25 protein-coding genes are annotated in these 26,947 nt (G+C 72.9%); 12 read left to right on the top strand and 13 right to left on the bottom strand.

Features of this window, described 5'->3' with window-relative positions:
• The first annotated feature begins 8 nt into the window (after nucleotides 1-8).
• The 7 genes from ACIBHY_RS49485 to ACIBHY_RS49455 all read left to right on the top strand — a co-directional run bounded on the left by ACIBHY_RS49485 (nucleotide 9) and on the right by ACIBHY_RS49455 (nucleotide 9,595).
• On the top strand, nucleotides 9-989 hold the full coding sequence (locus tag ACIBHY_RS49485; protein ID WP_397097773.1) for a LacI family DNA-binding transcriptional regulator: 981 nt from the start codon (nucleotides 9-11) through the stop codon (nucleotides 987-989).
• 70 nt (nucleotides 990-1,059) lie between these two features.
• A complete protein-coding gene (locus ACIBHY_RS49480) occupies nucleotides 1,060-2,898 on the top strand; it encodes a DUF4185 domain-containing protein (protein ID WP_397310438.1) in 1,839 nt (612 codons plus the stop codon).
• Nucleotides 2,899-3,021: 123 nt separating this feature from the next.
• Nucleotides 3,022-4,095 carry a glycoside hydrolase family 172 protein gene (locus tag ACIBHY_RS49475; protein WP_397248949.1) on the top strand — a complete coding sequence of 358 codons (1,074 nt, stop codon included), beginning with the start codon at nucleotides 3,022-3,024 and terminating at the stop codon, nucleotides 4,093-4,095.
• 19 nt (nucleotides 4,096-4,114) lie between these two features.
• The gene (locus ACIBHY_RS49470; RefSeq protein ID WP_397310437.1) at nucleotides 4,115-5,425 is read left to right on the top strand and encodes an ABC transporter substrate-binding protein; all 1,311 of its coding nucleotides are present in this window, start codon (nucleotides 4,115-4,117) and stop codon (nucleotides 5,423-5,425) included.
• A complete protein-coding gene (locus tag ACIBHY_RS49465) occupies nucleotides 5,422-6,306 on the top strand; it encodes a carbohydrate ABC transporter permease (RefSeq protein WP_397310436.1) in 885 nt (294 codons plus the stop codon). Before ACIBHY_RS49470 ends, ACIBHY_RS49465 begins: the two co-directional genes overlap by 4 nt.
• Nucleotides 6,303-7,112, top strand: coding sequence for a carbohydrate ABC transporter permease (locus ACIBHY_RS49460; RefSeq protein WP_397248955.1), 810 nt, complete (start codon nucleotides 6,303-6,305; stop codon nucleotides 7,110-7,112). Before ACIBHY_RS49465 ends, ACIBHY_RS49460 begins: the two co-directional genes overlap by 4 nt.
• The gene (locus tag ACIBHY_RS49455) at nucleotides 7,109-9,595 is read left to right on the top strand and encodes a GH116 family glycosyl-hydrolase (protein WP_397310435.1); all 2,487 of its coding nucleotides are present in this window, start codon (nucleotides 7,109-7,111) and stop codon (nucleotides 9,593-9,595) included. Before ACIBHY_RS49460 ends, ACIBHY_RS49455 begins: the two co-directional genes overlap by 4 nt.
• Here the strand turns inward: ACIBHY_RS49455 and ACIBHY_RS49450 are convergent.
• A complete protein-coding gene (locus tag ACIBHY_RS49450; RefSeq protein WP_397310473.1) occupies nucleotides 9,521-9,841 on the bottom strand; it encodes an enoyl-CoA hydratase-related protein in 321 nt (106 codons plus the stop codon). The genes ACIBHY_RS49455 and ACIBHY_RS49450 overlap by 75 nt on opposite strands.
• On the opposite strand from ACIBHY_RS49450, the gene ACIBHY_RS49445 reads away from it, so the two are divergent.
• Nucleotides 9,830-10,012, top strand: a complete 183-nt coding sequence (locus ACIBHY_RS49445; protein ID WP_397310434.1) for a hypothetical protein — start codon at nucleotides 9,830-9,832, stop codon at nucleotides 10,010-10,012. The genes ACIBHY_RS49450 and ACIBHY_RS49445 overlap by 12 nt on opposite strands.
• Nucleotides 10,013-10,027: 15 nt before the next feature.
• On the opposite strand, the gene ACIBHY_RS49440 is transcribed toward ACIBHY_RS49445, so the two are convergent.
• On the bottom strand, nucleotides 10,028-11,071 hold the full coding sequence (locus ACIBHY_RS49440) for an exo-alpha-sialidase (RefSeq protein WP_397310433.1): 1,044 nt from the start codon (nucleotides 11,069-11,071) through the stop codon (nucleotides 10,028-10,030).
• Between the two features lie 197 nt (nucleotides 11,072-11,268).
• Here ACIBHY_RS49440 and ACIBHY_RS49435 point away from each other — a divergent pair, with 197 nt between their 5' ends.
• Complete coding sequence (locus ACIBHY_RS49435) at nucleotides 11,269-13,689, top strand: hypothetical protein (RefSeq protein ID WP_397310432.1); 2,421 nt, start codon at nucleotides 11,269-11,271, stop codon at nucleotides 13,687-13,689.
• A 155-nt stretch (nucleotides 13,690-13,844) separates the two neighbouring features.
• The gene (locus ACIBHY_RS49430) at nucleotides 13,845-15,044 is read left to right on the top strand and encodes a serine hydrolase domain-containing protein (protein WP_397248963.1); all 1,200 of its coding nucleotides are present in this window, start codon (nucleotides 13,845-13,847) and stop codon (nucleotides 15,042-15,044) included.
• Here the strand turns inward: ACIBHY_RS49430 and pcaC are convergent.
• From pcaC to ACIBHY_RS49395, 7 genes are read right to left on the bottom strand one after another with little or no spacing between them, the layout of a single operon-like run.
• On the bottom strand, nucleotides 15,033-16,112 hold the full coding sequence (gene pcaC / locus ACIBHY_RS49425; RefSeq protein ID WP_397310431.1) for a 4-carboxymuconolactone decarboxylase: 1,080 nt from the start codon (nucleotides 16,110-16,112) through the stop codon (nucleotides 15,033-15,035). The genes ACIBHY_RS49430 and pcaC overlap by 12 nt on opposite strands.
• Nucleotides 16,109-17,194 carry a lyase family protein gene (locus ACIBHY_RS49420; RefSeq protein ID WP_397310430.1) on the bottom strand — a complete coding sequence of 362 codons (1,086 nt, stop codon included), beginning with the start codon at nucleotides 17,192-17,194 and terminating at the stop codon, nucleotides 16,109-16,111. Before ACIBHY_RS49420 ends, pcaC begins: the two co-directional genes overlap by 4 nt.
• Nucleotides 17,181-17,705, bottom strand: coding sequence for a protocatechuate 3,4-dioxygenase subunit alpha (locus tag ACIBHY_RS49415; protein WP_397310429.1), 525 nt, complete (start codon nucleotides 17,703-17,705; stop codon nucleotides 17,181-17,183). Before ACIBHY_RS49415 ends, ACIBHY_RS49420 begins: the two co-directional genes overlap by 14 nt.
• A complete protein-coding gene (pcaH, locus tag ACIBHY_RS49410; protein WP_397248971.1) occupies nucleotides 17,702-18,433 on the bottom strand; it encodes a protocatechuate 3,4-dioxygenase subunit beta in 732 nt (243 codons plus the stop codon). The genes ACIBHY_RS49415 and pcaH overlap by 4 nt, the downstream gene beginning before the upstream one ends.
• 5 nt (nucleotides 18,434-18,438) lie before the next feature.
• Nucleotides 18,439-19,584, bottom strand: a complete 1,146-nt coding sequence (locus ACIBHY_RS49405; protein WP_397248973.1) for a thiolase family protein — start codon at nucleotides 19,582-19,584, stop codon at nucleotides 18,439-18,441.
• Nucleotides 19,581-20,207 carry a CoA transferase subunit B gene (locus ACIBHY_RS49400; RefSeq protein WP_397248975.1) on the bottom strand — a complete coding sequence of 209 codons (627 nt, stop codon included), beginning with the start codon at nucleotides 20,205-20,207 and terminating at the stop codon, nucleotides 19,581-19,583. Before ACIBHY_RS49400 ends, ACIBHY_RS49405 begins: the two co-directional genes overlap by 4 nt.
• A complete protein-coding gene (locus ACIBHY_RS49395) occupies nucleotides 20,204-20,950 on the bottom strand; it encodes a CoA transferase subunit A (RefSeq protein WP_397248977.1) in 747 nt (248 codons plus the stop codon). Before ACIBHY_RS49395 ends, ACIBHY_RS49400 begins: the two co-directional genes overlap by 4 nt.
• A gap of 93 nt (nucleotides 20,951-21,043) precedes the next feature.
• On the opposite strand from ACIBHY_RS49395, the gene ACIBHY_RS49390 reads away from it, so the two are divergent.
• Complete coding sequence (locus tag ACIBHY_RS49390; protein WP_397248980.1) at nucleotides 21,044-22,507, top strand: IclR family transcriptional regulator C-terminal domain-containing protein; 1,464 nt, start codon at nucleotides 21,044-21,046, stop codon at nucleotides 22,505-22,507.
• Here ACIBHY_RS49390 and ACIBHY_RS49385 read toward each other — a convergent pair.
• Nucleotides 22,489-22,968, bottom strand: coding sequence for a hypothetical protein (locus tag ACIBHY_RS49385; RefSeq protein ID WP_397310428.1), 480 nt, complete (start codon nucleotides 22,966-22,968; stop codon nucleotides 22,489-22,491). The two genes, ACIBHY_RS49390 and ACIBHY_RS49385, sit on opposite strands and share 19 nt — an antisense overlap.
• A gap of 120 nt (nucleotides 22,969-23,088) precedes the next feature.
• Between ACIBHY_RS49385 and ACIBHY_RS49380 the strand changes: the two genes are divergently transcribed.
• The gene (locus tag ACIBHY_RS49380; protein ID WP_397310427.1) at nucleotides 23,089-24,156 is read left to right on the top strand and encodes a serine hydrolase domain-containing protein; all 1,068 of its coding nucleotides are present in this window, start codon (nucleotides 23,089-23,091) and stop codon (nucleotides 24,154-24,156) included.
• Here the strand turns inward: ACIBHY_RS49380 and ACIBHY_RS49375 are convergent.
• The 3 genes from ACIBHY_RS49375 to ACIBHY_RS49365 form a co-directional block, all read right to left on the bottom strand.
• The gene (locus tag ACIBHY_RS49375) at nucleotides 24,153-25,004 is read right to left on the bottom strand and encodes a universal stress protein (protein ID WP_397310426.1); all 852 of its coding nucleotides are present in this window, start codon (nucleotides 25,002-25,004) and stop codon (nucleotides 24,153-24,155) included. The genes ACIBHY_RS49380 and ACIBHY_RS49375 overlap by 4 nt on opposite strands.
• A 68-nt stretch (nucleotides 25,005-25,072) precedes the next feature.
• Complete coding sequence (locus tag ACIBHY_RS49370; protein WP_397248988.1) at nucleotides 25,073-26,146, bottom strand: ABC transporter ATP-binding protein; 1,074 nt, start codon at nucleotides 26,144-26,146, stop codon at nucleotides 25,073-25,075.
• Nucleotides 26,143-26,946, bottom strand: coding sequence for an ABC transporter permease (locus tag ACIBHY_RS49365; RefSeq protein WP_397248990.1), 804 nt, complete (start codon nucleotides 26,944-26,946; stop codon nucleotides 26,143-26,145). The genes ACIBHY_RS49370 and ACIBHY_RS49365 overlap by 4 nt, the downstream gene beginning before the upstream one ends.
• Nucleotide 26,947: the final 1 nt, after the last annotated feature.

The raw sequence follows: 26,947 nt of genomic DNA, 5'->3' as shown, positions 1-26,947 counted from the left end.
GAGGTGCGGTGGCGCAGATCACGATCAAGGATGTGGCCGGTCGGGCCGGAGTTTCTCCGGCCACGGTGTCGCGGGTGCTCAACCATGGGCCCACGGTGGCCGAGGAACTGCGGGAGCGGGTGCTGGCGGCCGTCCGGGAGCTGGGCTATCGGCCGAGCTCGCAGGCCAGGTTCCTGCGGACCCGTGCCACCACCGTGCTCGGGCTGATCATCTCGGACATCACGAACCCGTTCTTCACCTCGATGGTGCGCGGAGCGGAGGACGCCGCCAGCAAGGCGGGGTACTCGGTGATGCTGGCCAACACCGACGAGGACCTGGAGAAGGAGCAGCGTTCGATCGAGGTGGCCGCCGCCGAGAACATGGCCGGGGTGATCCTGTCGCCGGCCTCCGCGACGCGTACCTCGATCTCGCTTCTCGCCGAACGCGGCATACCCGTCGTTACCGTCGACCGGCGGTTGCAGACGGCCAAAGTCGACCGGGTCGGGGTCAACAACGTCAAAGCCGCCCAGGACGCGGTCCTGCGGCTGGTGGATCAGGGGTGTCGGCGGATCGGGTTCATCGCGGGGCCGACCGAGGTGACGACCGCCGTGGACCGGCTGGCCGGGTACCGGCACGGGCTGCGGGCCGCCGGTCTCGCCTACCGTCGCGAGCTGGTCGTGCGGGGGGACTACCGCATCGAGGGCGGGCGCGCCGCCGCCGCCGGACTGCTGCGTCTCAAACCCGGGCCGGACGCGCTGTTCGTGTCGAACAACCTGATGGCGCTCGGCGCGGCGACCGCTTTGCGGGAGTACGGCCTGCGCTATCCGGAGGACATCACGCTGGCGGTGTTCGACGACATGCGGTGGGCGCTGGGGCTGAGTGACGCGATGACGCTGATCTCGCAGCCCACGTACGAGATCGGGCGGCTCGCGGTGGAGTTGTTGTTGCGCCGCGTGTCGGGGGAGGGGTTCCCGCCTCGGCACGTGGTGCTGCCTGCCGTACTGGTATGACAGGGTTCTTGACGGCGTCGCCGGGCCGCTTGACAATGCGGGAAATCGATTTCCCGAGGAGGCCGGGCACATGGACACACGCTTACGTACCTGGACGGTCACGGGCAGCCTGCTCGCCCTGATCGCCGCCACTGCCCCCCACCTGCCCGCCGACGCCGCGTCGCACGGGAGGCAGGCATCTCCCGGCTCGCTCCCGGCCGCGACGGCGATGCGGAAAGGTCCCGCTCCAGGACCATGGCAAGCGGCGCCGGGCCGGGAAAGCGCCCCAGCGGGACACCCCGGGGTGTGGCAGTCGGTGGCCGCGCCGGGAGGGCGGCACGCGGGTTCGACGGTCTCGGGCGGGGAGGTCGCACGGGATGGGCAAGGGGAAGCGGCGCGAGGAAGGTGGGGCGTGGGGGTCGCGCCGAGAGGGCGAGACCCCAAGGTGTTAGGAGGGCAGGGCCTGGGGGCGGTGTTGGGTGGGGGAGAAGGGTGGGGTGTCCTGGGGGTGGGGCGGTCGCCGGGGGTGGTGGTGGCGAAGGTTACGGGGGCGGGGTCGGGGACGGATCTGGCTTGGAAGGTCAATGCCACCGATCTGGGGATCATGTGGGACAACGGGGCCGGGGAGGTGCTGGCCGCGTTCGGGGACACCTTTGGGGACGGGTGGGCGCCGCCGGGCGCGAACGGGGGTGACTGGCGGAGTCAGGTGCTCTTGCGGAGCGTCGACCGGGATCTGGCCGACGGGATGACCTTCAGCGGTGCGGCCACCGATCGGGCGGGCCATGCCAAGGAGCTGATCCCCAGCAGGAAGGTCGACGGCGACGAGATCACCGTCATCCCCACGGCCGGGGTGTCGGTGGGGACGCGGCAGTACATGGGGTACATGTCGGTACGCCACTGGGGCCAGCCCGGCCAATGGGACACCAACTACGCCGGCATCGCCTACTCCGACGACAACGGCCAGAACTGGACGGCGACCACCCCGGGCACCCCCCGCTGGGACAACCCGGGCGGCGGCAACCACTTCCAGATGGCGGCGATGGTCCGACGTGACGGATATATCCACCTCTTCGCCACCCCCAACGGCCGGAGCGGCGCCGCCTACCTGGCCCGCGTCCCCGAGCAGCAGATCCTCGACAAGGCCGCCTACCAGTACTGGACCGGCTCCCGATGGCAGCAGGGCCAGGACACCCTGGCCGCCCCAGTGGTGAACGCCCCCGTGGCCGAGTTGTCGGTGCGGTTCAACGCCTACACCGGCAAGTGGCTGATGACCTACCTGCAGGGCAGCGACGTGGTCCTGCGCTCGGCCGCCGCCCCGACGGGACCGTGGAGCGCCCCGGCGGTCGTCGCGAGCTCCGCCGACCACCCCGGCCTGTACGGCGGCTTCATGCACCCCTGGTCGCAGGGCCCCGATCTGTACCTGACGCTGTCGGAGTGGACGCCGTACAACGTCTACCTCATCCGGATCACCCTGACCCCGGACGCCGCCATCACCAACGCCAACCTGGTCCGCGACCCGAGCTTCGAGCGCCAGGCCACCGGTACGGTCGCCACCCCGTGGGCCTGTCACGGCAACTGCGGCATTGACAACGGGACCTGGTCCTTCACCGCAGACCGCAATGCCTTCGCCCGCTACAACCGGGGCTGGCATGACCTGTACCAGGTGGTGACGGTCGCGCCGAACACCCGCTATGTCATGACCGGCTGGCTGCGCACCTCGGCCAACAACGACAACGGCTTCTTCGGCGTCAGGGATCCGGGCGGCGCGCCGTTCAGCGAGACGAACTTCCGGGCGGTGGGTTCGTGGACCCGCTACCAGGTGGCGTTCGACAGCGGCCCGCGTACCTCGGTGGAGGTGTTCGCCGGCATCTGGACCGACAACGGCGACATGTGGCTCCAGCTCGACGACGTCTCGCTCGTCCGCGGGTGAGAAATCGATTCCTCCGACAAAACCCCAGGACAAGACCGCAATCAGGGGCTCGACGCAGCAGTGAGCCTCTTGACGCCACCCGCCAACCGAGGTACGACGTCAGCAATCGATTTCTCAAGGAGGATGACCGTGACCTACGGCCAGCACGGCAGCAGCCTCCGCGACCTGCCGAGGTTACGCGCGCACCGCCGCCGCCGGGCGTCGAGCTGGGACCGCACCGGCGGCAACGACGACAGGATCACCATCGAGCCCGGCCAGACCGTGACGCTGGCCGACCTGCGCGGGGCGGGATCGGTCAACCACATCTGGATGACCGTCGCCCCCCGCGACCCGGCCACCCCGGAGACGGCCGACCGGGACTTCCTGCGCAAGCTCGTGCTGAAGATCTACTGGGACGGCTCCGAGCACCCCAGCGTGTTCGTGCCGCTCGGGGACTTCTTCGGCATGGGCCACGCGCGCACCGCCGACTTCGTCTCCGCCCCGCTCCAGATGAGCCCGCAGGACGGCAAGGCGTTCAACTGCTGGTTCCACATGCCCTTCGCCGACGGCGCCAGGTTCGAGCTGGTCAGCGAGTGCGCGTCCGAGGTGCTGTGGTTCTACTACTACATCGACTACGACGAGTTCGGCGAGCTGGGCGACGGGCTGGGCCGATTTCACGCCCAGTGGCGGCGCGAGTGCCCCGCCGACGGCCTGGAGCAGGGCGAGCTGTCCAACTCCGCGTGGCTGTTCGACGGCGCCAACACCGACGGCGCCGGGAACTACGTCATCCTCGACGCCGAGGGCCGCGGCCACTACGTCGGCTGCGTGCTCAACGTGACGAACCTGCGCCAGACGGCCGACTGGAACTGGTACGGCGAGGGCGACGACATGATCTTCATCGACGGCGAGGCCTTCCCGCCGAGCCTGCACGGCACCGGCACCGAGGACTACTTCAACACCGCGTGGTGCCCCAGCCGGCCGTACCACGCGCCCTATCACGGGATCACGCTCCCGGGCGGCGAGAACTGGAGCGGCCAGATCTCCCTGTACCGCTTCCACATCGAGGACCCCGTGCCCTTCACCACCTCGATCCGCGTGACGATCGAGCACGGGCACGCCAACCGGCGCAGCGACGACCTGTCCTCGGTCGCGTACTGGTACCAGGAGCTGCCGCACCGGCCGTTCACCCTGCCGCCCGTGAGCGCCCGGCTGACCTGAGGAGCGGGAAGGAGGAGACGTGCGAGTCATCCGGCTGACCGCGTGCCTGGCGGGCGCGGCGGTGCTGGCGCTCGGCTGCGGATCCGGCGCGGACAAGCGGCCCGGCGGCAGGACCGAGATCACCCTGTGGCAGCAGAAGTTCACCGACCAGGAGGACGCCTGGTACAAGAAGGCCGTGGCGGCCTACAACCAGGCGCAGGACAAGGTCGTACTCAAGCACCAGATCGTCCCTGCCGACGCATGGGACCAGAAGATGAAGGCGGCCCAGGCCGCGGGCAAGGCGCCCGACCTCTACACGCTCAACTACAGCAAGGCGCCGGGTTTCGCCCGCACCGGCCAGATCCAGGCGCTCGACCCGCTCATCCCGGCGGGCAAGTGGACCGGGCTGCAGGAACCCGTGCTGCGCTCGGTGGAGTACAAGGGCCGCAAGTTCGCCTACCCGATGCTGGTCGAGCCGTCGGCCGTCCTGTTCTATCGCAAGGACCTGTTCGCCAAAGCCGGGCTCGACCCCAACCGGCCGCCCGCCACCTGGGCCGAGCTCATCGCGTACGGCAAGCGGCTCACCACCAGGGACGTCTCGGGCGTGGTGACCGCCGGCAACGCGATCGACATGGCGTGGTCCACCTGGGGCCTGCAGTGGAACGCCGCCTCCCACCTGCCCATCAGCGACGACTGGGCGGCGCCGCGGGCGAGCGACCCGGCGTACCGGCAGCTTCTGCGGGTCTACCAGACCCTCTACCAGCAGGGCATCATGCCCAAGCAGCCGCTCGCGCCGTACGCCGACGCCAACCCGATGGGCCAGGGCAAGGCGGCCATGATGATCTGCGGTTCGTGGGCCGCGAGCGTCCTGCTGTCGGACTACCCCCAGCTCGTCCCGGACATCGCCGCCGCCGCGCTGCCGTCCTTCGACGGCGACGGCTCCAAGCCGACCGCGACCCTCGGCGGCTGGACGCTCGTCGTGGACGCCAAGTCGAAGCACGCGCGGCCCGCCGCCGACGCCATCAGCTGGCTGCTGGCCGGAGACACCCGGCTGCTGGTCGACTACTTCAAGATCACGAAGTTCTCCAAGTACTCGCCGCGCGCGGCCGTGGCCGACGCGGTCAAGAACGACCCGGCCGCCGCGGAGAACCCCTGGGCCAAGACCATCGAGGACCAGGTGGTCGCCCGCGCCAAGCCGGAGCCGACCTACGACTGGGCCATCAGCCTGGCCTTCGGCAAGGCCATCGAGAAGGCGCTGCAGGGCAAGGACATCGACGCCGCGCTGAAGGCGGCCGACGCCGAGATCAAGGAGTTCATCGCGAAGAACGACCTCGCGGGCCAGGGATCTTGACGAGGCGCGGAAGGGACACCGGGACGGCGCTGCTCATGCTGGCGCCGCTCCTGGCCCTGCTGGGCGTCTTCGTCCTCTGGCCGCTGGTCCACGCGGCGTACATCAGCTTCTACACCTGGAGCTTCTACGAGTCGCCCGTCTTCGTCGGCCTCGGCAACTACCTCGACGTGCTGACCGACCAGGCGTTCGTCGAGGCGGTGCTGCGCGGGCTGGCGTTCTCGGCCATGGTGGTGCCGGCCCAGGTGGCCGTGGCCTTCGTCTTCGCCGTCCTGGTCAAGTCGCTCAGCCGGCGGATGGCCGCGTTCATGAAGGTGACGATCTACATCCCCGCGGTGATCTCCGAGGTGATCGCCGCCATCGTCTTCTCGCTCATCTACACGCACCGCGGCGGCCTGCTGAACTGGTTCCTCGGCCTGCTGGGCAAACAGGAGGACACGGCCTGGCTCGGCGAGAGCGGCACCGCGCTCGCCGCGGTCGCGGTGCCGGCGGTCTGGCTCGGTGCGGGCGTCGCCTCCCTGATCATGCTGGCCGGGCTGCTCGACATCCCCGAGACCTACTACGAGTGCGCCTCGCTGGACGGCGCCGGACCGTGGACCAAGATGTTCCGGATCACGCTGCCGCTCATGAAGAACATCATCCTGTTCCTGCTGGTCACCGGGTTCGCCGCGTCGCTGCAGTTTCTCGTGCTGCCGCTGGTCATGACACAGGGCGGCCCGGTCGACTCCACGACGCTGCCCAACTTGTTCATCTTCCGCCACTTCACCAACGACCTCTACATCGGCTACTCGATCGCCGCCGCCCTGCTGCTCTTCGCCGTCCTGGGCGCGGTCTCCGCGATCATCTTCCGTCTCGTGCGATCGGAGAAGGCGATGGACGGATGATCGGGCGAGCCATCAGGTACGGCACCGCCGCCCTGTTCACCGTGGCGGCGCTGTTCCCGCTGGCCTGGATGGCGGTGGCCGGGTTCAAGGCCAGGACCGAGGTCGTGGCGACGCCGTTCCAGTTCTTCCCCGAGATGTGGCGCTGGGAGAACTACGCCCAGTTGCTCGGCGACGCGGCGTTCCTGCGCTCGCTGGCGGTCACGTTCACCGGCGCGGTCCTGTTCGCGGCGCTCAGCCTGGCCGTCAACGCGCTCGGCGCCTACGCCTTCGCCCGGCTGGACTTCGCGCTCAAACGGACGCTGTGGTTCGTCGTGATCACCACGATGTTCGTCCCGGGCATCGCGATCATGCTCACCTCGTTCGTCGTCGTCACCCAGCTCGGCATGCTGGACTCGCTGGCCGTCCTGGTGATCCCCGGCGCCGCGTCCGGCCTGCAGGTCTTCTTCCTGCGCCAGTACTACCTCGGGCTGCCGGTCGCGCTGGAGGAGGCCGCCCAGCTCGACGGCGCCGGGCCGTGGCGCGTCTTCCTGCACATCTTCGTCCCGATGTCCAAAGGAGCCTTCGTGGTCGTGGGGGTGACGTCGTTCCTGGCGTTCTGGAACGCCTACATCTGGCCGGTGCTGACGATCACCGATCCGGAGCTGTTCCAGGTGCAGCAGTACCTGGCGGCCTTCCGCTCCGACCGGAGCTCCGAGATGAGCCTGCTCATGGCGGGCTCGACGCTGGCCGCGCTGCCGGTCATCGTCCTGTTCCTGTGCTTCCAGCGGCACATCATCGCCGGCATCCGCATCTCGGGGCTGAAGTGAGGGCGCGGCCCATCCCGCACGAGCGGGGGCGGCACGTGGCCATGCCGCTGGGCGGGATCGGCACCGGCAACCTCGCGATCTGCGCCGACGGGGGGCTGCGCCAGTGGCAGCTCCAGAACTCGGGCAACCACCTGGGCGGCCTGCCGTACACCTTCTTCGCGCTGCGGGTGAGCACGTGGGAGCCGCCGGCGAACAGGACCGTCATCCTGCAGGCGCCGCCCCCCGCGCCGGGGGCGGAGGGAACACCGCTGGTCAACGACGACCACGTGCCCGCGTGGCAGCGGGAACTGCTGACGCGGCATCCGGGAGTGCGGGGAACGACCTTTCGCGGGCTGTATCCGTTCGCCCGGATCGAGTACCACGGGCTGCCGGTGCGGGCGGAGCTGGAGGCGTTCAACCCGCTGATCCCGCTCGACGTGGAGCGCAGTTCGCTGCCGGTGGCGATGTTCACGTTCACGCTGGCCAACGACGGGGCCGTGCCGGCGCAGGTGTGGCTGGCGGCGGCCGTACAGAATCCGGTGGGGCACGACGGGAGCACCGCGGTCGAGGGCGTGCGCGCGGCCGGCTACGGCGGCAACACCAACCGCGTGCGCCGCCACGGCGGGTGGAGCGCGCTGGTGATGGAGAACACGCGCGTGGACCCGGCCGCGCCGGGCGCGGGGCAGGCGGTGCTGTCGGCCGACTCGCCGCACGCGTCGTTCCTGCCGCAGTGGGCGCACCCGGAGGAGTTTCTGTCGTTTCTCGCCGGACGCGCCGTCTACGGCGACGCCGATCGGGTACGGCACGCGTCCTGGTCACCCGACCCCCAGATCGGCCGCGCCTGGCCGGGCCCTTCGCCGGCGGGCCACACCTGGAACGGCGGCCTGGTGGCACCGGTCACCCTCGAACCCGGCGCAAGCGCCCAGATCCGGATATGTCTCGCCTGGCACTTCCCCAATAGATACGCGGACTTCATCCAGTTCGGCCCGCCGAACCCCGCCTGGGGCCCGACCCGCTTCTGGCTGGGCAACGCCTACGCCACCCGCTTCCCCGACGCCATCGACGTGGCCGCCTACACCCAGGAACACTGGACCGGCCTGCGCGACGACTCGCTGCGCTGGACCGGCACCTTCGCCGGCCTGCCGGTGGACCTGGCCGAGCACCTCGCCGCGCAGGCCGCGATCCTGCGCAGTCCCTCCTGCTTCCTGGCCGCCGACGGCACCTTCTACGGTTTCGAAGGCGTGCTCGGCGCCTCCACCCCGATGTGGTCGGGCGACGTCGGCGGCTCGTGCCCGCTCAACTGCACCCACGTGTGGAACTACGCCCAGGCCGTCGCCAAGCTCTTCCCCACGCTGGAGCGCGACATGCGGGCCACCGAGTTCGGCGTCACGCAGGCGCCGCAGGGCTACCTCCCGCACCGCGTCCTGGCCCCCGCCTACCTGCGCCAGCTCTGGGACGTCCCCATCGGCGGCCCCACCGAACCCGCGCTCGACGGCATGCTCGGCGCCCTGCTCAAGACCTTTCGCGAGGTACGGCACGGCGACCCCGCCGACCACCGCCCCGCCCTCCGGCGGCTGCTCGGCCACATCCGCCGCACCTGGGACCCGGAGGCGACCGGCGTGCTGCGCGGCGTGCAGCCGTCCACGCACGACATCGACCTGAACGGCCTCAACCCGTACATGGGCGGACTGTGGCTGGCCGCGCTGCGCGCCGCCGCCGAGATGGGCCTCGGCGACGACCTGCCCGAGCTGTTCGCCCGGGGCAGCGCCCTGTACGACGAACGGCTCTTCAACGGCGAGTACTACATCCAGGAGCCGGAACCCGGCACCGACTACCAGTGGGGGACGGGCTGCCTGTCCGACCAGCTCATCGGGCAGTGGTGGGCACACCAGCTCGGCCTCGGCCACATCCTGCCTCGCGAGCACGTGGTCTCGGCGTTGCGGGCGATCGTGCGGCACAACCTGCGTACCGGCTTCGAGGGGTTCGAGCATCCGTACCGGGTCTTCGCCGACGGCGGCGACACCGGGTTGCTCATGTGCACGTGGCCGCGGGGCGGGCGGCCCGAGGTGCCGACCCGGTACTGCGACGAGGTGTGGACGGGCAGCGAGTACCAGGTCGCCGCGCACTGCCTGTGGGAGGGGCTGACGGAGGAGGCCGACGCCATCCTGGGCGGGCTCTGGCGCCGGTATGACGGGCGGCGGCGCAACCCGTACAACCAGATCGAGTGCGGCGACCACTACGTGCGCGCCATGGCGGGCTGGTCGGTGCTGGACGCGATGTCCGGCGCCGTCTGGGACGCGGGCACAGGGCGGCTCACCGTGCGGGACCGGGGGCACGGCCGCTGGCCCCTGCTGCTGCCGACCGGCTGGGGCCACCTGACCCGCGACGCCGACGGCGTCCACGTCACCTGCCTGTACGGCGAGCTCCCGTCAGGCGCCTCGGTCGAGGAAGCGGCGCAGCCCGGCGCGTACGGCGTCGGTGGGCACGGCGGCGGCGAAGGCTGACGCCTCGACCGTGAGCGCCTCGTCGATCGGCAGGTTGACGCCCCGGGTGACCGCGCGCAGGCAGGCCGCCACGGCCGTCGGCGCGTGGCGGACGATCCGGGCGGCCAGGTCGCGCGCCGCGGTGAGGAGCCCGCCGGCGGGAACCACGGCGTTGACGAGGCCGAGCTCGGCGGCGCGGGTGGCCGGGACGGGGTCGCCGGTGAGGATCATCTCCAGGCCGCGCTTTCGGCCGGCGTGGCGCGGCAGCCGCTGGGAGCCGCCGAAGGGCGGCGGAAGGCCGAATCCACCGCCGATGCCTTCGTCACCGGCCCGTATCGTCCGCGCGCGCTGCGGCTGGCCCTGGGCACGCCGCCGCAGGCCGAACTCGGGCCCGCGCTGCGCCGCCTGCGGAACGCGATCGAGGCGATCCCTCCGTGATGCGGCGGGGAGCGGTCAGATGCCCGGCAGAGTGGTGAACGTGATGCGGTCGTACGGTGACCAGTTTCCCGTCTCGTACAGCAGCCCGACCCCCGCGTCGCCCAGGTGCACCAGGTCGGAGTAGGCGGCGGGCACCCCGGACACGTGCCGGACGAACCGCCACGTCTGACCCGCGTCCTCGCTGACCCGCAGCCCCATCGCGGCCCGGTCGGTGAGGTGGGACGGGCCGGAGTACAGGAGCCGGCCGCCCGGCAGCGCCAGGACGCTGGCCTGGACGTCGGCGGTGACGATCGTGGCCTGGGCGCGGTAGGAGAGCTCAAGGGTCTGGCCGCCGTCGCGGCTGTAGGCGTCGGCGCGGTTGCCGGGACCGGTGCCGCCGCGGTCGCGGCAGTTGAAGTAGAGGCGGCCGTCGGGCAGTTCGGCCAGGGTGGTCTCGTTCTCGTTGACGTAGCCGTTGGGGTTGGAGGAGGTGAAGCCGATCCGCCAGTTCGCGCCCTGGTCGTCGGAGTAGACGCAGTGGCCGCCGTAGTGCTTGGGCTCCGATCCGGTGTCACCGGCGGCGGGCGGGCGGGAGTGGCTGGCGCCGATGACGATCCGGCCGGAGGTGGTGACGATGCCGTGGCCGGGGCCGGTGGCGTACCAGCGCCAGGCCGGTTGCTTCACGGCGGCGGTGATCTCGGCCGGCGGGCTCCACGTCGCGCCGGCGTCGTCGGAGCGCTGCAGGTAGACGCGGCGGGGGGCGGCGGTGCCGCGCATGATCTCGTGCTCGGTGGCCGCGCCCGCGTTGCGGCAGGTGAGCAGGAGGATGCGGCCCGACGGCAGGACCACGGGGGCCGGGTTTCCCGCGGTGTCGTTCCCGTGGCTGGTGACCACCTGGAGCGGGCCCCAGCTCTGGCCGCCGTCGGAGGAGCGGCGGCACACCACGTCGATGTCGCCGGTGTCGCTGATCGCCTGCCGTCCCTCGGCGAACGCGACCAGTGTTCCGTCCTGCGCGCGGACGATCGCGGGAATGCGGAACACCGGATAGTCCGTGCCTGAGGCGAACACCACCGTCGACATGCGTTCGATCATTCCGCAGGAACCGCCCTCGCCGCTAGAGACCAACCGTTCCGGCGTCGCCGTCCACGACGACCGGCCGGCCGTTGCGCTGCCGGGTGTGCGGGCCGGTGGTCTGCCCGGCTTGGGAGGCTGTCGACGGAGCGCATGAGTAGGGCCTACTCATGCGCCATACCCGGATATGCCGGACCGTGCCTGGTATGGATGGTTTCCACGACACCACCACGGCCGGGGTGACCGAACTGCGCGTGCACGGGGTCTCCGGCACCCCGCCCGCCGACATCCTCAACCACCCCCACCCGCGGCAGGTCTGCGGTGACGACGAGGCCGGGTTCTACCGGCGGTGGTGGCCCGGCGGGCAGCCGACCGGCCCGGACGCCGACCTGCCCGGGATCCGGCGCAGGGAGGCGTACGCGTGGGGCGGCCTCACCTCCGGCGGCAAGACGATCGCGCTGTGGTTGTTGCTGCTGCCGTTCGCGCTGGTCAACCTGGCGTACTTCATGCTGCCCCGGCCCGCGCCCCGGTCCCCGGGCCGCACACCCTCGCGCTGGGGGACCCTGCTGCGCGACGTGGCCGAGGCCGGGCTGCGGCTCTACGCGCTGCTGCTGACCGGGGCGCTGGTCGGGGCGGTGACCCGGGCCGCCGTGGACCTCGTCGGCTGGCAGTGCGCGAACGCCCGCCGGAGCTGCACCCTGCCGGACGCGCCGTCGTGGGTGCAGTGGCTGAACGCGCTGTGGCCGAATGAGATCTCGCCCCGGCTCGCGCTCACCGCGCTGGTGCCCTTCGCCGTCGTGGTGCTGCTGTGGGTGATCGGCCGGCGGACCTGGAAGCGCGACGAGGGTACGGCCATGCCGTCCAACGGGGCCGAGTCCACCTCCGCCCTTCTCGCCCAGCCACGGTTGTGGCACGGAGAAGGGCCGGTGGGGCGGCTGCGGGCGCTCCATCTCGCGTTCGCGCTCGGGTCGATCGGGCTGGTGGTGGCGCTGCCGTACACGGGGATCGGGGTGGGGCTGGCCCTGACGCTCGCCAACGCGGGCGTGCAGGTCGCCGCGATGCTGCTGGTGCTCCTGCCCGGCGTGGCCCGCCGCGTCAACCCCCGGTCGGACTCCGGCCGGCCGTGGCTCGACGGGGTGTGCGTCGCGGTGCGGTGGGCGGGGCTGGGGGCCTTCGTGGTCACGTTCCTGGTGGCGCTGAACGGGTTGCCCAACGGGGCGCCGGCCTACCGGCTGCCGGCCGGTGTGCTGGGGCGGGTGAACTTCGCGTTGACGTCGGGGGTGGCGCTGGTGCTGCTGGCCGTCGTTCTGGGCCTGGTGCTGATGGACCGGCAGCGGGAGGCGCGGCGGCCGGTGGGCGGGATGGCGAGCTGGTTCGTGCTGATGGCCGCCACCGCCTGCGTGAACGCGCTCGGGCTCGGGGTCGTGTTCTGGACCGCCTCCTTCTTCGGGGTCCCCGACTCCATGAACTCCGGGATCTCCGCCGACGGTCCCGGCCGCCGCCTCTTCCTGGGTGACGAGACCTGGTGGACCGCCTCGCTGCTGCCCGTCGTGGGGGTGGGCGCGCTGGTCGTGGGCGTCGTCCTGGTGTGCGTGCGGCTCCGGGTGGCCGCGGCGCTGGCGCCCAAGCTGGCGGAGCCGTACGGGGCGGAGAACCAGACCACGGTGGCGCGCATGTGGGCGCTGGCCTCGCTGACCGACAAGGCCGGGCTGGTCTTGGGGGTGCTGTCCGGGTTCGGGCTGGTGGGGTTCGCCGTGGTGACCGTCATCTACCAGCGCGAGCTGCTCATCCCCGTGGGCGGGGTCGCCGGGCTCATGGCCACCCTCGGCAGCTGGGCGCTGGCCGCGCTGCTGGTCGGGCTGGTTCTGCTGGGCCGGCGGGCGTACAGCGACAACGGGCTGCGCCGGACGATCGGGATTTCGTGGGACATCTGCACGTTCTGGCCGCGGGCCATCCACCCGCTCGCCCCGCCCTGCTACACCGAGAGGGTCATCCCCGACCTGCTGCGCCGCCTGCGCACGCTCGCCCCCGGCGAGACCGACCGGGTCCTGCTGTCGGGACACAGCCAGGGCAGCGTCATCGCGGTCGCCGCGATCATGCAGCTCGACCCGGAGATGAAGAAGCGCGTCAGCCTGCTGACGCACGGCTCCCCGCTGCGCCGCCTGTACGCGGCCTTCTTCCCCGCCTACTTCGGCCCCGACTGCCTGAAGGAGGTGGCGAAGGTGCCGTGGATCAACCTGTACCGCCGCAGCGACCCGATCGGCGGTCCCATCTTCCACCGCATCCCGAACGCGGCCGCGGACCCCGAGGAAGCCGGAGAAACCGCCAAAGGACCGGGGTCGATCACAGGCCCCGTCACGGAGTGGGCCACGGTGGCGACGACGGCGTCGGACACCGGGCCGCTCATGGGCTCGGTCACCCGTCCCGGAAGCAGCCATGTCGTCGACCGCCACTGCTGGGACCCGGCCCGCCCCGAGCACGGCGAACGGCTGCCCATCGCGTACTGGCACTCCGACTATTGGCTCGACCCCGCCTACCAGGAATCCGTGGCCTTCCTGACCGGACGGCCCGGCGGCCCGGCCGTCACGGTCACCCGGGTCGAGGCCCCGGACCAGGTGGGCTCGTAGCCGCGCTTACCTCCTCCTCGCGAGCCTGTCGATCCGCCTCGGGAAGGAGGCGGGGTTCGGCATCGGGCCGGAGGCGGGACGATCTTCGAGCTGGGAGGGTCGGAGATGTTCCGCGTCACTCCGTGAAAGGGCTCATCATGCTCGCGAGGAAGTTGTTGACCGCAGTCGTGGCAGGGTCGGCGATCCTGGCCACCGCGACCGTCACCGCCACCCCGGCCGCCGCCGACCCGGGGCTCGACCGGCGGGCGTTGCGGCAGACGCTGGAGGAGGTGCCCAAGGGCGGCGTCTACGGCATCTACTCCGACGTGCGGTACCGGGGCCAGGAGTGGCGGGGCGCCGCCGGTCGTGCCGACGTGACGACCGGTCAGAGGATGCGGCCCGACATGCGCCACCGGGTGGGCAGCATCACCAAGAGCTTCACCGCCACCGCCGTGATGCGCCTGGTGGAGCGGGGCCGCATCGGGCTGGACACTCCGGTGGAGACGTACCTGCCCGGCCTGCTGCCCGATGCGCGCATCACCGTGCGGATGCTGCTCAACCACACCAGCCACCTCGGCGACTACGACGAGGCGCTGATCACCGTTCCGGAGGACCTGGAGGCCATGCGGGTCCGCCAGTACTCCAAGCAGGAGCTGATCACCCTCGGAGTGGGCGTGGGCAAGACCGGCGAACCCGGACAGCTGCCCGGGGTGTACTCCAACACGAACTACATCGTCCTCGCGCTGCTGATCACCAAGATCACCGGCGAGGAGGCCGAGGACCACATCACCCGGTCCGTGATCCGCCCGGCGGGGCTGGTGAACACGTCCTTCCCGCGTACGCCGTACCTGCCGCGCCCGCACGCCAGGGCGTACACGTCGGTGTTCGGGTACTTCGACCCGCCGCGTGACTACACCGTGTTCAACATGTCGTGGGGCTCGACCGCCGGGGCGATCGTGTCCACGATGTCCGACCTCAACCGCTTCTACCGGGCGCTGCTCGGGGGCAAGCTGGTCAGTCAGGCCTCGCTGGCGCAGATGAAGCAGACCGTTCCGGTCCTGCCGGGCGAGGGAGCGCCGTCGGCGGCCGACTACGGCCTGGGCATCTTCTCGCTGAACCTGCCCTGCGGCGGCAAGGCGTGGGGCCACGACGGCGGCGTGATCGGTATGGGGACCAACTCCTTCACCACCGAGAACCTGCAGCGGCAGGCCTCGACCGGCGTCAACCTCACCTGGCACCCGGCCGCCGAGCCGGGCGAGATCGCCCACGCGCGGCACCTGCTCACGGGGCTGTGCGGCACCGATCAGCCCGCCGCCAAGTCCGCCCCGTTCACGCTGCCGAACCTGGACACGCCGCCGGTTCCGTCACGCTCCTGACGGAGGCTCCTCCAGCACGCGCTGGACCACGGCGAAGGCCGCGTTGGCCGCCGGGACGCCGCAGTAGACCGCGCTCTGCAACAGCACCTCGCCGATCTCGTCGGGGGACAGGCCGTTGCGGAGCGCGGCGCGCGCGTGCATGGCCAGTTCCTCCAGGTGCCCTCCGGCGACCAGCGCGGTCAGCGTGACGCAGCTGCGGGTACGCCGGTCGAGCCCGGGGCGGGTCCAGATCTCGCCCCAGGCGTAGCGGGTGATGAAGTCCTGGAAGTCGCGGGTGAAGGCGGTGGTGCGGGCGACGGCCCGGTCCACGTGCGCGTCGCCCAGGACTTCGCGCCGTACCCGCATGCCGTCAGCCGGGGGCAGATGGGCCAGCAGGGCGGCGGTGACCTGCGCGGGGCGGTCCACGGTGGCCAGGTGGGCGGCTCCGGAGATCTCCACCAGGCTCGCTCCGGGGATGCCGTCAGCCAGCAGCCGGGCGTGGGCGGGCGGCGTGGCCGGATCCTCGCGCCCGGCGACGATCAGCGTGGGCGCCGCGATCGCGGCGAGCGACCCCCTCAGGTCGTACGCGGCCAGCGCGTCACAGCAGGCGGCGTACGTCTCGGGGTCGAACCCGGCCAGATCGTCCAGCAGCTCTTTGGCCCGCGGGGTGCCCGCCCCGGCCGCGAACCAGCGCCGCGCCGCGGCGTCGAGCAGCGGAGCGGTGCCCCGCGCGCGCACCAGCCGCGCCCGCTCGTGCCAGCCCTCCGGCTCGCCGAAACGGGCCGACGAGCAGATCATCGCCAGTGAACGCACCCGCCCCGGACGCGTCAGCGCGAGCTGCGCCCCGATCGCCCCGCCGAGGGAGACGCCCGCGTGGTGGAACGCGCCGATCCCCAGCGTGTCCGCCAGCCCGATCACCGCCTCGGCCAGCTCGCCGACGGAGCCGAGAGCGGGCAGCTCGTAGCGGACCACCCGGAAGCGCCGGGCGAGTTCGGGCACCTGGGCTTCCCACAGCCGCGCGGTCGTGCCCACGGACGGGCCCAGCAGAAGCGGCTCGCCGTCGGCCGGGCCGTCGATCCGGTGCCTCATGGCGTGTCCTCCAGCGCTCGGGTGACCAGGTCGGCGGCGGCGCCGGTGGAGCCGGGGACCGCCAGGTTGGCGCGCATCCGGTCCGGATGCACGCGCAGGCCGGACACCAGCTCGGCGGCGTCACGGGCGGCCCCGGCCGCCAGGCGCAGCGCCTCGCGCAGCGGTTGCCACTCCGCGTGCCAGGCGCCTGGCGGCCGTTCGTCCTCGGCGGCGAGCGAGCCGTACAGGATGGAGGCCAGCGCGGGGACCTGCCGCGCGGCGGCGGCGATCATGACGGCGCGGACGGGGTTGTGCTTGTGCGGCATCGACGACGAGCCGCCGCCGACCCCCTCCGACAGCTCGCCGATCTCGCCGCGCGACAGGACCAGCACGTCCGCGGCGAGCTTGCCGAGCGCCCCGCAGGTGAACGCCAGCGCGCCCGCCAGGTCGGCGACCGGGGCGCGCAGGACGTGCCAGGGCAGGAGCGGCGCGGCGAGCCCCAGCTCGCGGGCGAACGCGGCGCTCAGCGCCGGATCGAGAGTCCCGGCGGGACCGCCGAGCTGGGCGGGCGGGTCGAGCGCCGCCACGCGGCGGCGCGCGTCGATCGCGAGCTTGCGCCATCCGGCCGCCTTGAGCCCGAAGGTGGTGGGCACAGCCTGCTGGGTGAGCGTGCGCGCGGCCATCGGGGTGTCGCGGTGCTCGCGGGCCAGCCGGGTCAGCCCGGCGATCACGGTGTCGAGGTCGGCGAGGAGCGGGCCGAGCGCCCGCCGGGTGACGAGCATGAGCGCGGTGTCGAGGATGTCCTGGCTGGTGGCGCCCGCGTGCACCCACCGCGCGTGCTCGCCGGCCGCCGCGCGCAGCCGTTCGACGAGCGGGATCACCGGGTTGCCGCCGGACCGCGCCCGATCGGCCAGCTCGGCCGGCTCCGTGGTGGCGGCGAGCGCGGCGCACGCCCGCTCGATCGCCGCGACCGCCTCCGCCGGGGCCTGGATCCTGGCCAGCGCCAGCTCCGCCTCCAGCATCGCCCGCAGCACCGCCGGGTCGCCGGTGGCCTCGCCCACCCCCCGCATGGGCGACAACAGCCCCAGATCAGCCGAACTCAAGGAAGACCGTCTCCTTCTCCCCCTGCAACCACAGGTCCCACCGGTACACACCCGTACGCTCCGGTACGGCCAGCAGCGTCCCGCCCCGTTCCATCGAGTCGGGGAACGCGCCGGGCCGCAGGTAGATCCGCGTGAACAGGTGATGCAGCAGCCCGCGTGCGAACACGCACACGCTGATGTACCCGTTGGCCGGCGCCACGGTCCGCAGCAGCCAGTGCCCGTCGGCGTCGGTCGAGACGCGGCCGAACCCGGTGAAGTCCGCGCCGTGCCGCCCGATGACCGCCCCGGTGACCGGGTCGCGGCGCAGGCTGCCCGGCGCGCCCCGCAGCGAACCGGCCGCGTCGGCCTGCCAGAACTCCAGCAGCGCGTCGGGCACCGGCGCGCCCGCGCCGTCGAACACCTGGCCGTGCACGGTGATCCCGCCGCTCGCCAGGTCGCCGCCGCCGGGGAAGGGCAGGGCGTAGCCGTAGAAGGGACCGACGGTCTGGGAGGGGGTGGGCGGGAGCGTCATGACTCCGTCCAGGTGGCGGCGGGCCCGTCGAGCACGATGTCCCAGCGGTAGCCGAGCGACCACTCTGGCTGCGACAGCGCGTGGTCGTAGGCGGCGACCAGCCGTTGCCTGGCGGCGGCGTCGGTCACCGAGCGCAGGACCGGGTCGTAGGGGAAGAGCGGGTCGCCGGGGAAGTACATCTGCGTGACCAGGCGCTGGGTGAAGGCGCTGCCGAAGACGGAGAAGTGGATGTGCGCCGGTCGCCAGGCGTTGCGGTGGTTGCGCCAGGGGTAGGCGCCGGGCTTGATCGTGGTGAACCTGTAGGCGCCGTCCTCGCCGGTCAGGCAGCGGCCGACGCCGGAGAAGTGGGGGTCGTGCGGGGCCGGGTGGTCGTCGCGCTGGTGGGGGTAGCGGCCGGAGGCGTTGGCCTGCCAGATCTCCACGAGCTGTCCGCGGACCGGGCGGCCCTGCCGGTCGGTGACCCGGCCCTCGACGGTGATGCGCTCGCCCAGCGGCTCGCCCGCGTGCTGCCTGGTCAGGTCGGCGTCCAGGGCGGTCACGTCGGTGACGCCGAAGACGGGTCCGCGCAGCTCGGCGGCGTCCGGGTCCTTGACCGGCACCAGGGGTTGCTTGGGGTGGCGCAGCACGCTGCTGCGGTAGGGGGCGTAGTCGCGCCGCGGGTGGCCGGAGGGCTCGGGCGGCGCCGGCCACTCGGCGATCTCGCGGTCGATGTCGTCCTGCGTCAGCATGCGGGTCACCTTTCGAGCACGACGGCCAGGCCCTGGCCGACGCCGATGCAGAGGGAGGCGAGGCCCGTGCCCGACCCGGCTTCGGCGAGCTGGTGGGCCAGGGCGCCGGTCAGGCGGGCGCCGGACATGCCCAGGGGGTGGCCCAGGGCGATCGCGCCGCCGCGCGGGTTGACGATGGCGGGGTCGAGCTCGGGCAGCTCGGCCAGGCAGCCGAGGACCTGGGCGGCGAAGGCCTCGTTCAGCTCGGCCACGGCCAGCTCGCCGAAGCTCCTGCCGGCCTTGGCCAGGGCCCGGCGGCTCGCCTCGACCGGGCCGAGTCCGAAGAAGGCGGGTTCGAGGGCGCTGACGCCGGAGGCCACGATCCGGGCGAGGGGCTCGCGGCCGCCGAGCCCTTCTTCGTCGGTCAGCAGGAGCGCCGCGGCGCCGTCGTTGAGGGGGGAGGAGTTGCCCGCGGTGACCGTGCCGCCGGCGCGGAAGGCGGGTTTGAGTTTGGCCAGGGCCTCCAGCGAGGTGTCCCGCCTGATGCCCTCATCCGCCGAAAAATCGCCCACGGGCACAACTTCTTGGGAAAAATCGGCTTTTGCGGCTTTCTGGTGGCTCTCCAGGGCGAACGTGTCCTGGGTCTCGCGGGCGATGCCGTACCGGTCGGCGATCAGCTCCGCGCCCTCGCCCAGCGGCACCGTGTGCTCGGCCGGCATCCTGGGGTTGACCAGCCGCCACCCGAGCGTGGTCGACACGAGCTCCGCGCCCCCGGCAGGGAAGGCGCGCGAAGGCTTCGGCAGCACCCAGGGCGCGCGGGTCATCGACTCCACGCCGCCCGCGATGATCGCCGAGGCGTCGCCCATCGCGATGGCGCGGTAGGCCTGGATGACCGCCTCCATCCCCGAACCGCACAGCCGGTTGACGGTGGCGCCCGGCGTGCTCACCGGCAGCTGGGCCAGCAACGCCGCCATGCGGGCCACGTTGCGGTTGTCCTCACCGGCGCCGTTGGCGTTGCCGAGCAGCACCTCGTCCACGTGCTCGCGCCCGGTGCGCTCGGCCAGCGCCCTGACCACGTGCGCCGCCAGGTCGTCCGGACGGGTCTCGGCCAGCGCCCCGCCGTACCGGCCGATGGGGGTCCGCACGGCGTCGGCGATGTAGACGGCTCTCATCCGATCACTGCTCCTGTACGGCCGCGCAGTTCGTCCACGCTCACGCCGGGCGCGGTCTCGACCAGCGCGAAGCCTTCGGGGGTGACGTCCAGGACGCCGAGGTCGGTGATCACCCGGTGCACGCAGGCCCGCCCGGTGAGCGGCAGCGTGCACTCCCGCACCAGTTTGGGGCTGCCGTCCTTGGCGGTGTGCTCGGTGACGACGAGCACCCGCCGCGCGCCGTGCACCAGGTCCATGGCTCCACCCATGCCCTTGACCAGGCGTCCGGGAACCATCCAGTTGGCCAGGTCGCCGCCCGCGGACACCTGCATCGCGCCGAGCACCGCCACGTCGATGTGCCCGCCGCGGATCATGCCGAACGACAGCGCCGAGTCGAAGAAGGCCGCGCCGGGCACGACGGTGACGGTCTCCTTGCCCGCGTTGATCAGGTCGGGGTCCACCTCGTCGGCCGCGGGGTACGGGCCGACGCCGAGCACGCCGTTCTCCGAGTGCAGCGTGACCCTGATCCCGCGCGGCAGGAACGACGGGATGCGGGTGGGCAGCCCGATCCCGAGGTTGACGTAGTCGCCGTCGCGCAACTCCGCCGCCGCTCTGGCGGCCATCTCGTCGCGGCTCCAGCTCATGCCCGCACCGTGCGCCACTCGATGCCCTTGGCCGCGGCCTGCTCCGGGGTCAGCGGCAGCACGCGCTGCACGAAGACGCCCGGCAGGTGCACCTCGTCGGGGTCGAGGTCGGTCAGCTCCTCCACCTCGGCGATCGTGATCCGCCCCGCCATGGCGGCCAGCGGGTTGAAGTTGCGCGCCGCCTTGCGGAAGGACAGGTTCCCGTGCCGGTCGCCGCGCGCCGCCCGTACCAGCGCGAAGTCGGTGGTGATCGCGTGTTCCAGCACGTACGGCACGCCGTCGAACTCCCGCACCTCCTTGGGCGGCGCGGTCAGCGCCACCGAGCCGTCGGGGTGGTGGCGCAGGGGCAGGCCGGACTCCGCGACCGGTGTGCCCACCCCGGCGGGCGTGTAGAAGGCGGGGATGCCGCAGCCGCCGGCGCGCAGCCGTTCGGCGAGGCTGCCCTGCGGGGTCAGCTCCACCTCGACCTCGCCCGCCAGGTACCGCCGGCCGAACTCCTTGTTCTCCCCGATGTAGGAGGCGGTGACGCGGGCGATGCGCCCGGCCGCCAGCAGGAGCCCGAGGCCGCCGCCGTCGGTGCCGCAGTTGTTGGAGACCACGCCGATGCCGGTGACGCCGCTGTCCAGCAGGGCGTCGATCAGCACGGCCGGGATGCCGCTCAGGCCGAAGCCGCCGACCGCGAAGGAGGCGCCGTCGTGCACGCCGCTCAGCGCCTCCGCGGCGGAGCCGACCACCTTGTCCATTGTCGCTCCAAGCGTTCGCAGAGTGAACTAAAGTTCACTATGAGCCGGTTTCGAGTATGGGGACCGCCCCGCCGGGCTGTCAAAGGAGGGCGCATGGAGCCGAGCGGAGCGCTGGAGCGCGGACTGACGGTGCTGCGGGTGGTGACCGCCGTGCCGGACCGCCGCTGGCGCGCCACCGACCTGGTGCAAGCCACCGGGCTGGCCCGCGCGACGGTCGACCGCGTGCTCGCCACGCTGGTCACCCTCGGCCACCTGCGGGCCGACGGCCGCGACGTGCTGCTCGCGCCCCGGCTGCTGGAGCTGGGCGCCGCCTACCTCGCCGCGAGCGGCCTGCCCGCCACGCTCGGCCCGCACGCCGAGGCCCTCGCGGAAGAGCTGGACGAGTCGGTCTCCCTCGCCGTGCCCGACGGCGGCAGCGTGCGCTTCGTCGCCCGCTACACCCGGCGGCGCACGATGACCGTCGCCCTGCGCGTCGGCGACGTGCTGGCCGCCGAACGGTGCGCCGCCGGGTTCGTGCTGCTCGGGGCCGCCGTGCCCTGGGCCGTGGACGACCAGCTCGTCGAGCCCGGCCTGGTCGCCGTCGCCATGCCCGTCCACGAACCCGGCGGCGAGGCCGTCTGCGCGGTCAGCGTCATCAGCCACACCAGCCGGCACACCGCCGACGGCCTGCGTGAACACGCCCTGCCCCACCTGCGGCGTGCCGTCGCCGCCATGGAGGCCGCACTACGCCTCGACCCACCGCGCCGGCTCGTGCCGGGCGCCGACCTGTCGCGCGTGCCCAAGGACGAGATGGGCGCCGCCTACCTGCAGTCGCTGGCCCGCGGGCTCGGCGTGCTCGTCGCCCTCGGCGCCGCGCCCGGCGGGCTCACGCTGGCCGAGGCGGCCCAGGTCACGGGGCTGGCGCGGGCTACCGTGCGGCGGGCCGTACAGACGATGGAGCGGTTCGGCTACGTGAGCGCGCGGCGCGCCCGCTTCGTGCCCCTGCCGCGCGTCCTGGAGCTGGGGTACGCGCGCCTGTCGGCGCTCACCCTCGCCGAGGTCGTCCAGCCGCACCTGGCGGCGCTCGCCGAACGGGTGCGCGAGTCCGCCTCGGTCGCCGTGCTGTCCGGGGACGACGTCGTCTACGTCGCCCGCGTACCGACGGCCAGCATCATGAGCGTGGACATCACGCTCGGCACCCGCTTCCCCGCCCATGCCACCTCGATGGGCCGCGTGCTCCTGGCCGCCGAGCCCGTCGCCCGCCTCGCCGCGCTGGAGCTCAAACCCCTGACCTGCCGCACCGTCACCGACCCCGCGCTGCTGGCCGAGGCGGTACGGCAGGCGGGCGGCGACGGCTACGCGCTGGTCGACCAGGAGCTGGAGGACGGCGTCCGCTCGATCGCGGTGCCCCTGCACGACGGCGACGGCAACGTGGTCGCCGCCGTCAACGTCGCCACCCACGCCAGCCGCGCCACCGCCCAGACCCTCGTGGAGCGCGTCCTGCCCGAACTCACCTCGGCCGCGGCCCGCATGACCGCGGACCTCTCCCACCTGCCGAGCTACGGCTCGATCTCCTGAACATCCGTCTCCTCCTGCTGCGCCGCCCCCGGCGTGACCGCCCCCGTGGTGGTCACCGTGGCGGTGACGCCGACCAGCCCCGCGGCCACGAGCACGGCCGCGACCCACCGCCGCCGCCTCGACGGCCGCGCCCGCACCGGCTCCGCCTCCGGTGTCCGCACCGGCTCCGCCACAAGCACGGGCGCCGCCTCCGCTTCCGGTGTGGGCGCCACCTGGGTGGCCACCCGCTTGCGGGCGGCCACCCAGGCCGACGCCTGCTCGGCCCCGAGCCCGCACCCGCGCGCGAACGCCTCCACCACCTGCTCACGCGGCAGCGTCTCACGCTTCAGCATCCCCGCCGCCGTCGAGTACGGCAGCGCGTGCCCGGCCCGCTGCGCCCGCGCCTGGATCTCCCGGTAGCTCCGCCCCGACCACGCCTTGAGCCGGCGCAACCCGCTCATGAACTCGGCACCGGTCCGCACGTCAGAAGGATCAGTCGTGTCGCTCATAACCCGGCAGTACAGCCGACTCGCACAGACCCGCACAACCCGGAACAGCGATCCCGCCACCTCCGGGCCGGCCGGCGGGCCAGCGTCGAGGACATGACTTCCGTGTGGATCCACGCCGCCCTCGCCGGCACGCTGCTGGCGCCGGCTCCCGTCGACAAGGGGATCGTGTCCTTCCTCGACCGGACGCTGCCGGACGGTCCCGGCGGCACCGTCGCCGTCGTGCGCGACGGCCGGCTCGTGCACTGCGCCGGTTTCGGCCTGGCCGACCGCGAACGCGGCACGCCCGCCGGCTGCGAGACCGTCTACGACATCATGTCGATCACCAAGCAGTTCACCGCCGCGGCGATCATGAAGCTGCAGATGATGGGCAGGCTCCGCACCACCGACCGGATCAGCGCCCATCTCGGCCGCGTCCCCGCCGGCAAGCGCGCGATCACCCTGCGCCACCTGCTCACGCACACCTCCGGCCTGGGCGACGGCGGCGACGACTACGTCCCCGTCTCGCGCGACACCATGATCCGGCGCGCCCTGGCCGCGCCACTGCGCCAGGCCCCCGGAGCCGGGTTCCGCTACTCCAACCTCGGCTACAGCCTGCTGGCCGCCGTCGTCGAGCGCGCCTCCGGTCTCAGCTACGAGAGGTTCCTGGCCGCGTACCTGTTCGCGCCCGCGGGAATGACCCGCACCGGGTACGTGCTGCCGCGCTGGTCACCCGCCGACCTGGCCGTCGAGTACGACCGGCGCGGCAAGCGGCGGGGCCGTCCCACCGACCATCCCTGGGCCAAGGACGGTCCGCACTGGTACCTGCGCGGCAACGGCGGCATGCTCTCCACCGCCGCCGACCTGTACCGCTGGCACCGCGCCCTGGAGGGCGACACCGTCCTGTCGCGCCGGGCCAAGGCCGAGATGTTCACCCCGCGCGTGCTCACCGACCGGCGCGAACGCCACTACTACGGCTACGGCTGGGGCATCGTCCCCCGCACCCGCCTCGGCCGGGTCGCCGAGCACGACGGCGGCAACGGCTGGTCCTTCGGCGAGTACGCCCGCTTCACCGGCGGGCGCGTGATGGTCTTCTGGATCACCAACCAGGCCTACAGCACCGGCGGATGGAACCTGGAGGACCTCAACGGCACGCTCACCCTGGGCCTGGCCGAGCGCGCCTAACGCGCCGCCGGCGCGTTGCGGACCACCGCGAGCGGGCACGTGGCGTAGTGCAGCATCGCCTGGCTCACCGACCCCAGGATCAGCCCGGTGAGCGCGCTCTGCCCGTGCGTCCCCACGACGAGCAGGTCGGCGCCCTCGGAGGCGTTCCTGAGCGCCTGCGCCGGATGGTCGTGCACCACCTCCCACACGACCCGCACGTCGGGATGGCGGTCGCGATAGCCCGCGACCGCCTCCTTCAGCAGCCGCAGCTCGTCCTCCTCCGCCGAGGCCGACGCCAGGACGCCGTCGAGGTCCAGCCGGTTCCAGGCGTGCACCGCCCGCAGCGCGAGACCGTGCCGGTCGGCGTGCCCGAAGGCGTACGCGAGCACGCGCCGACCGGCCTCGGAACCGTCCACTCCCACGACCACCTCCCCGCGCGGCACCGTGGCGGGCGGTTCCCTGACGATGACCACGTCACACGCCGCGTGCCCGGTCACCCCCGCCGCCACCGATCCGAGCAGCAGCCCGCGGAAGCCGCCCATCCCGTGGCTGCCCATCACGAGCAGTTCGGCGCCGGCGGACAGCTCCAGCAGCGCCGCGCGGGCGTCACCCGGTACGGCCCGCCGCTCGACGTCCAGGCCGGGCGCCTCCTGCCCGGCCCGCTCGACGGCGGCGGCCAGCACGGTCGCGGCGCCGTCCCGCATCCACTCCGCCACCCCGGCGTACCGCTCGCCGGGAACGGCGGCGTGCGCCCAGGCGGGCATCGCGTGCACGACCAGCAGGGTCCGCCCGCGCAGCGCCGCCTCCCTGGCCGCCCAGCCGACGGCCTCAAGCCCTGCCCGCGAACCATCCACGCCGACAACGATCACGACACATCACCCCGTTCCACCTTCTTCCTATCCCATCGCCCGCCGCGGGCCTGCGGCGGGTGGGCCGGTCAGGCCGGGTACGCGTGGGTCTCGGTGGCCTTGACCGAAGCCCAGATCCGCTGGCCGGGTGACAGGTCGAGTTCGGCCACCGCCGCGGGGGTGATGTCGGCGAACGCGGAGACGGGACCGCCGAGGTGAACGCGGACGTTGTCGCCGTGCCGTTCGATGCCGTCGATGCGGGCCTGCCACAGGTTGCGCGGGCTGCCGTCCGGCCGGGAGCGGTACAGGGCCACGGCGGCGGGCGGGAAGGCCACGAACACCGGCCCGTCGAAGTGCTCACTGGCGTGCAGCAGCAGCCCGCCCACCTTGACCCCGGACTCGGCGGCCACGCCGCGGTACAGGTTGAGCCCGACCAGGCGGGCCACGTAGTCGGTCCGGGGGCGGCGGGCGACCTCGGCGGGCGCGCCCTGCTGCACGATGGCCCCGTCCTCGATCACGATCAGCCGGTCGGCCAGCACCATGGCGTCGAGCGGGTCGTGGGTGACCAGGACGGTGGCGCCGTCGAAGTCGTCGAGGTGGCGGCGCAGCTGCGAGCGGACCTCCAGCCGGGTGTGGGCGTCGAGCGCGGCCAGCGGCTCGTCCAGCAGCAGCAGCTCGGGCCGGACGGCCAGCGCCCGGGCCAGCGCGACCCGCTGCGCCTGCCCGCCGGACAACTGCCGCGGCTTGGCGGCGGCCTTGCCGCCCAGCCCGACCCGCTCCAGCAGGGCGGCTGCGGTACGGCGCGCCTCGGCCTTGGCGACCCCGCGGCAGCGTGGCCCGAACGCGACGTTCTCCAGCGCGGACAGGTGCGGGAAGAGCAGGTAGTCCTGGAAGACCATGCCGATCGGGCGGCTCTCGGCGGGCAGGGCGTCCAGGTCCCGGCCGCGCAGGATGATCCGGCCGCCGGACATGCGGGTGAGCCCGGCCAGGGCGCGCAGCGCGGTGGTCTTGCCCGCGCCGTTGGGCCCGAGCAGCGCCACCACCTCGCCGGGCGCCACGTCGAACGCGATGTCGAGCGTGAACGCGGCCCGGTCCACTCGCAGCCGGGCACGCAACCCCACCGGCTCTTCCCGCCCCTCGCCCGTCGCGTCACGCGCGCTCATGGGCTGTTCACCCATCGGTCGCGCAGGCTGGCCAGGATGATCACCGAGACCGCGAGCAGCACCAGGCTGAGCACGATCGCCGCCTCCGGCTCGGTCTCCAGCGCCAGGTAGACCGCCAGCGGCATCGTGCGGGTGGTGCCGGGGAAGTTCCCGGCGAACGTGATCGTCGCCCCGAACTCTCCCAGCGCCCGCGCCCAGCACAACACCGCCCCCGCCACCACCCCCGGCATGATCATCGGCAGCGTGACCCGCCGGAACACGATCCACCGGGAGGCGCCGAGCGTGGCCGCCGCCTCCTCGAAGCGCTGGTCGGCGCCGCGCAGCGCGCCCTCCACACTGATCACCAGGAACGGCATCGCCACGAACGCCTCCGCGATGACCACCCCCGCCGTGGTGAACGGCAGCGTGATCCCGAACGCCGACTCCAGCCACTGCCCGACGAGCCCCCGCCGCCCCAGCACGAGCAGCAGCGCGACGCCGCCGACCACCGGCGGCAGCACCAGCGGCACGGTCACCAGCGCCCGCGCCAGCCGCCGCCCGGGAAAGCTCACCCGGGCCAGCAGCCAGGCCAGCGGCACGCCGAGCACCAGGCAGATGAGCGTGGCCAGGGAAGCGCACACCACCGACAGCCGCAACGCCTCCAGCACGTGCGGTTCGGCCAGCCGCCGGCCCAGGGTGGACCAGGGCGCGCGGATCAGCAGCCCGGCCAGCGGCAGCACCAGGAACACCAGGCCGGCGACGGCGGGCACCACCAGCATCCATGGCAGCCGCCCGGCCCGCTCGCGCGTGGAAGAGCTCATC

Origin of the sequence: Nonomuraea sp. NPDC050547, assembly GCF_044457345.1 — a bacterium.
GTDB lineage: Bacteria > Actinomycetota > Actinomycetes > Streptosporangiales > Streptosporangiaceae > Nonomuraea.
This window is presented reverse-complemented; position numbering and strand designations above follow the sequence as displayed.

Bases quoted from the DNA above. Each gene is read 5' to 3' on its own strand.
- ACIBHY_RS49480 (WP_397310438.1), top strand. From the start codon at position 1,060: ATGGACACACGCTTACGTACCTGGACGGTCACGGGCAGCCTGCTCGCC.
- ACIBHY_RS49475 (WP_397248949.1), top strand. From the start codon at position 3,022: ATGACCGTGACCTACGGCCAGCACGGCAGCAGCCTCCGCGACCTGCCG.
- ACIBHY_RS49460 (WP_397248955.1), top strand. From the start codon at position 6,303: ATGATCGGGCGAGCCATCAGGTACGGCACCGCCGCCCTGTTCACCGTG.
- ACIBHY_RS49440 (WP_397310433.1), bottom strand. From the start codon at position 11,071: ATGTCGACGGTGGTGTTCGCCTCAGGCACGGACTATCCGGTGTTCCGC.
- ACIBHY_RS49435 (WP_397310432.1), top strand. From the start codon at position 11,269: ATGGATGGTTTCCACGACACCACCACGGCCGGGGTGACCGAACTGCGC.
- pcaC (WP_397310431.1), bottom strand. From the start codon at position 16,112: ATGAGGCACCGGATCGACGGCCCGGCCGACGGCGAGCCGCTTCTGCTG.
- ACIBHY_RS49415 (WP_397310429.1), bottom strand. From the start codon at position 17,705: ATGACGCTCCCGCCCACCCCCTCCCAGACCGTCGGTCCCTTCTACGGC.
- pcaH (WP_397248971.1), bottom strand. From the start codon at position 18,433: ATGCTGACGCAGGACGACATCGACCGCGAGATCGCCGAGTGGCCGGCG.
- ACIBHY_RS49405 (WP_397248973.1), bottom strand. From the start codon at position 19,584: ATGAGAGCCGTCTACATCGCCGACGCCGTGCGGACCCCCATCGGCCGG.
- ACIBHY_RS49400 (WP_397248975.1), bottom strand. From the start codon at position 20,207: ATGAGCTGGAGCCGCGACGAGATGGCCGCCAGAGCGGCGGCGGAGTTG.
- ACIBHY_RS49395 (WP_397248977.1), bottom strand. From the start codon at position 20,950: ATGGACAAGGTGGTCGGCTCCGCCGCGGAGGCGCTGAGCGGCGTGCAC.
- ACIBHY_RS49390 (WP_397248980.1), top strand. From the start codon at position 21,044: ATGGAGCCGAGCGGAGCGCTGGAGCGCGGACTGACGGTGCTGCGGGTG.
- ACIBHY_RS49380 (WP_397310427.1), top strand. From the start codon at position 23,089: ATGACTTCCGTGTGGATCCACGCCGCCCTCGCCGGCACGCTGCTGGCG.
- ACIBHY_RS49370 (WP_397248988.1), bottom strand. From the start codon at position 26,146: ATGAGCGCGCGTGACGCGACGGGCGAGGGGCGGGAAGAGCCGGTGGGG.
- ACIBHY_RS49365 (WP_397248990.1), bottom strand. From the start codon at position 26,946: ATGAGCTCTTCCACGCGCGAGCGGGCCGGGCGGCTGCCATGGATGCTG.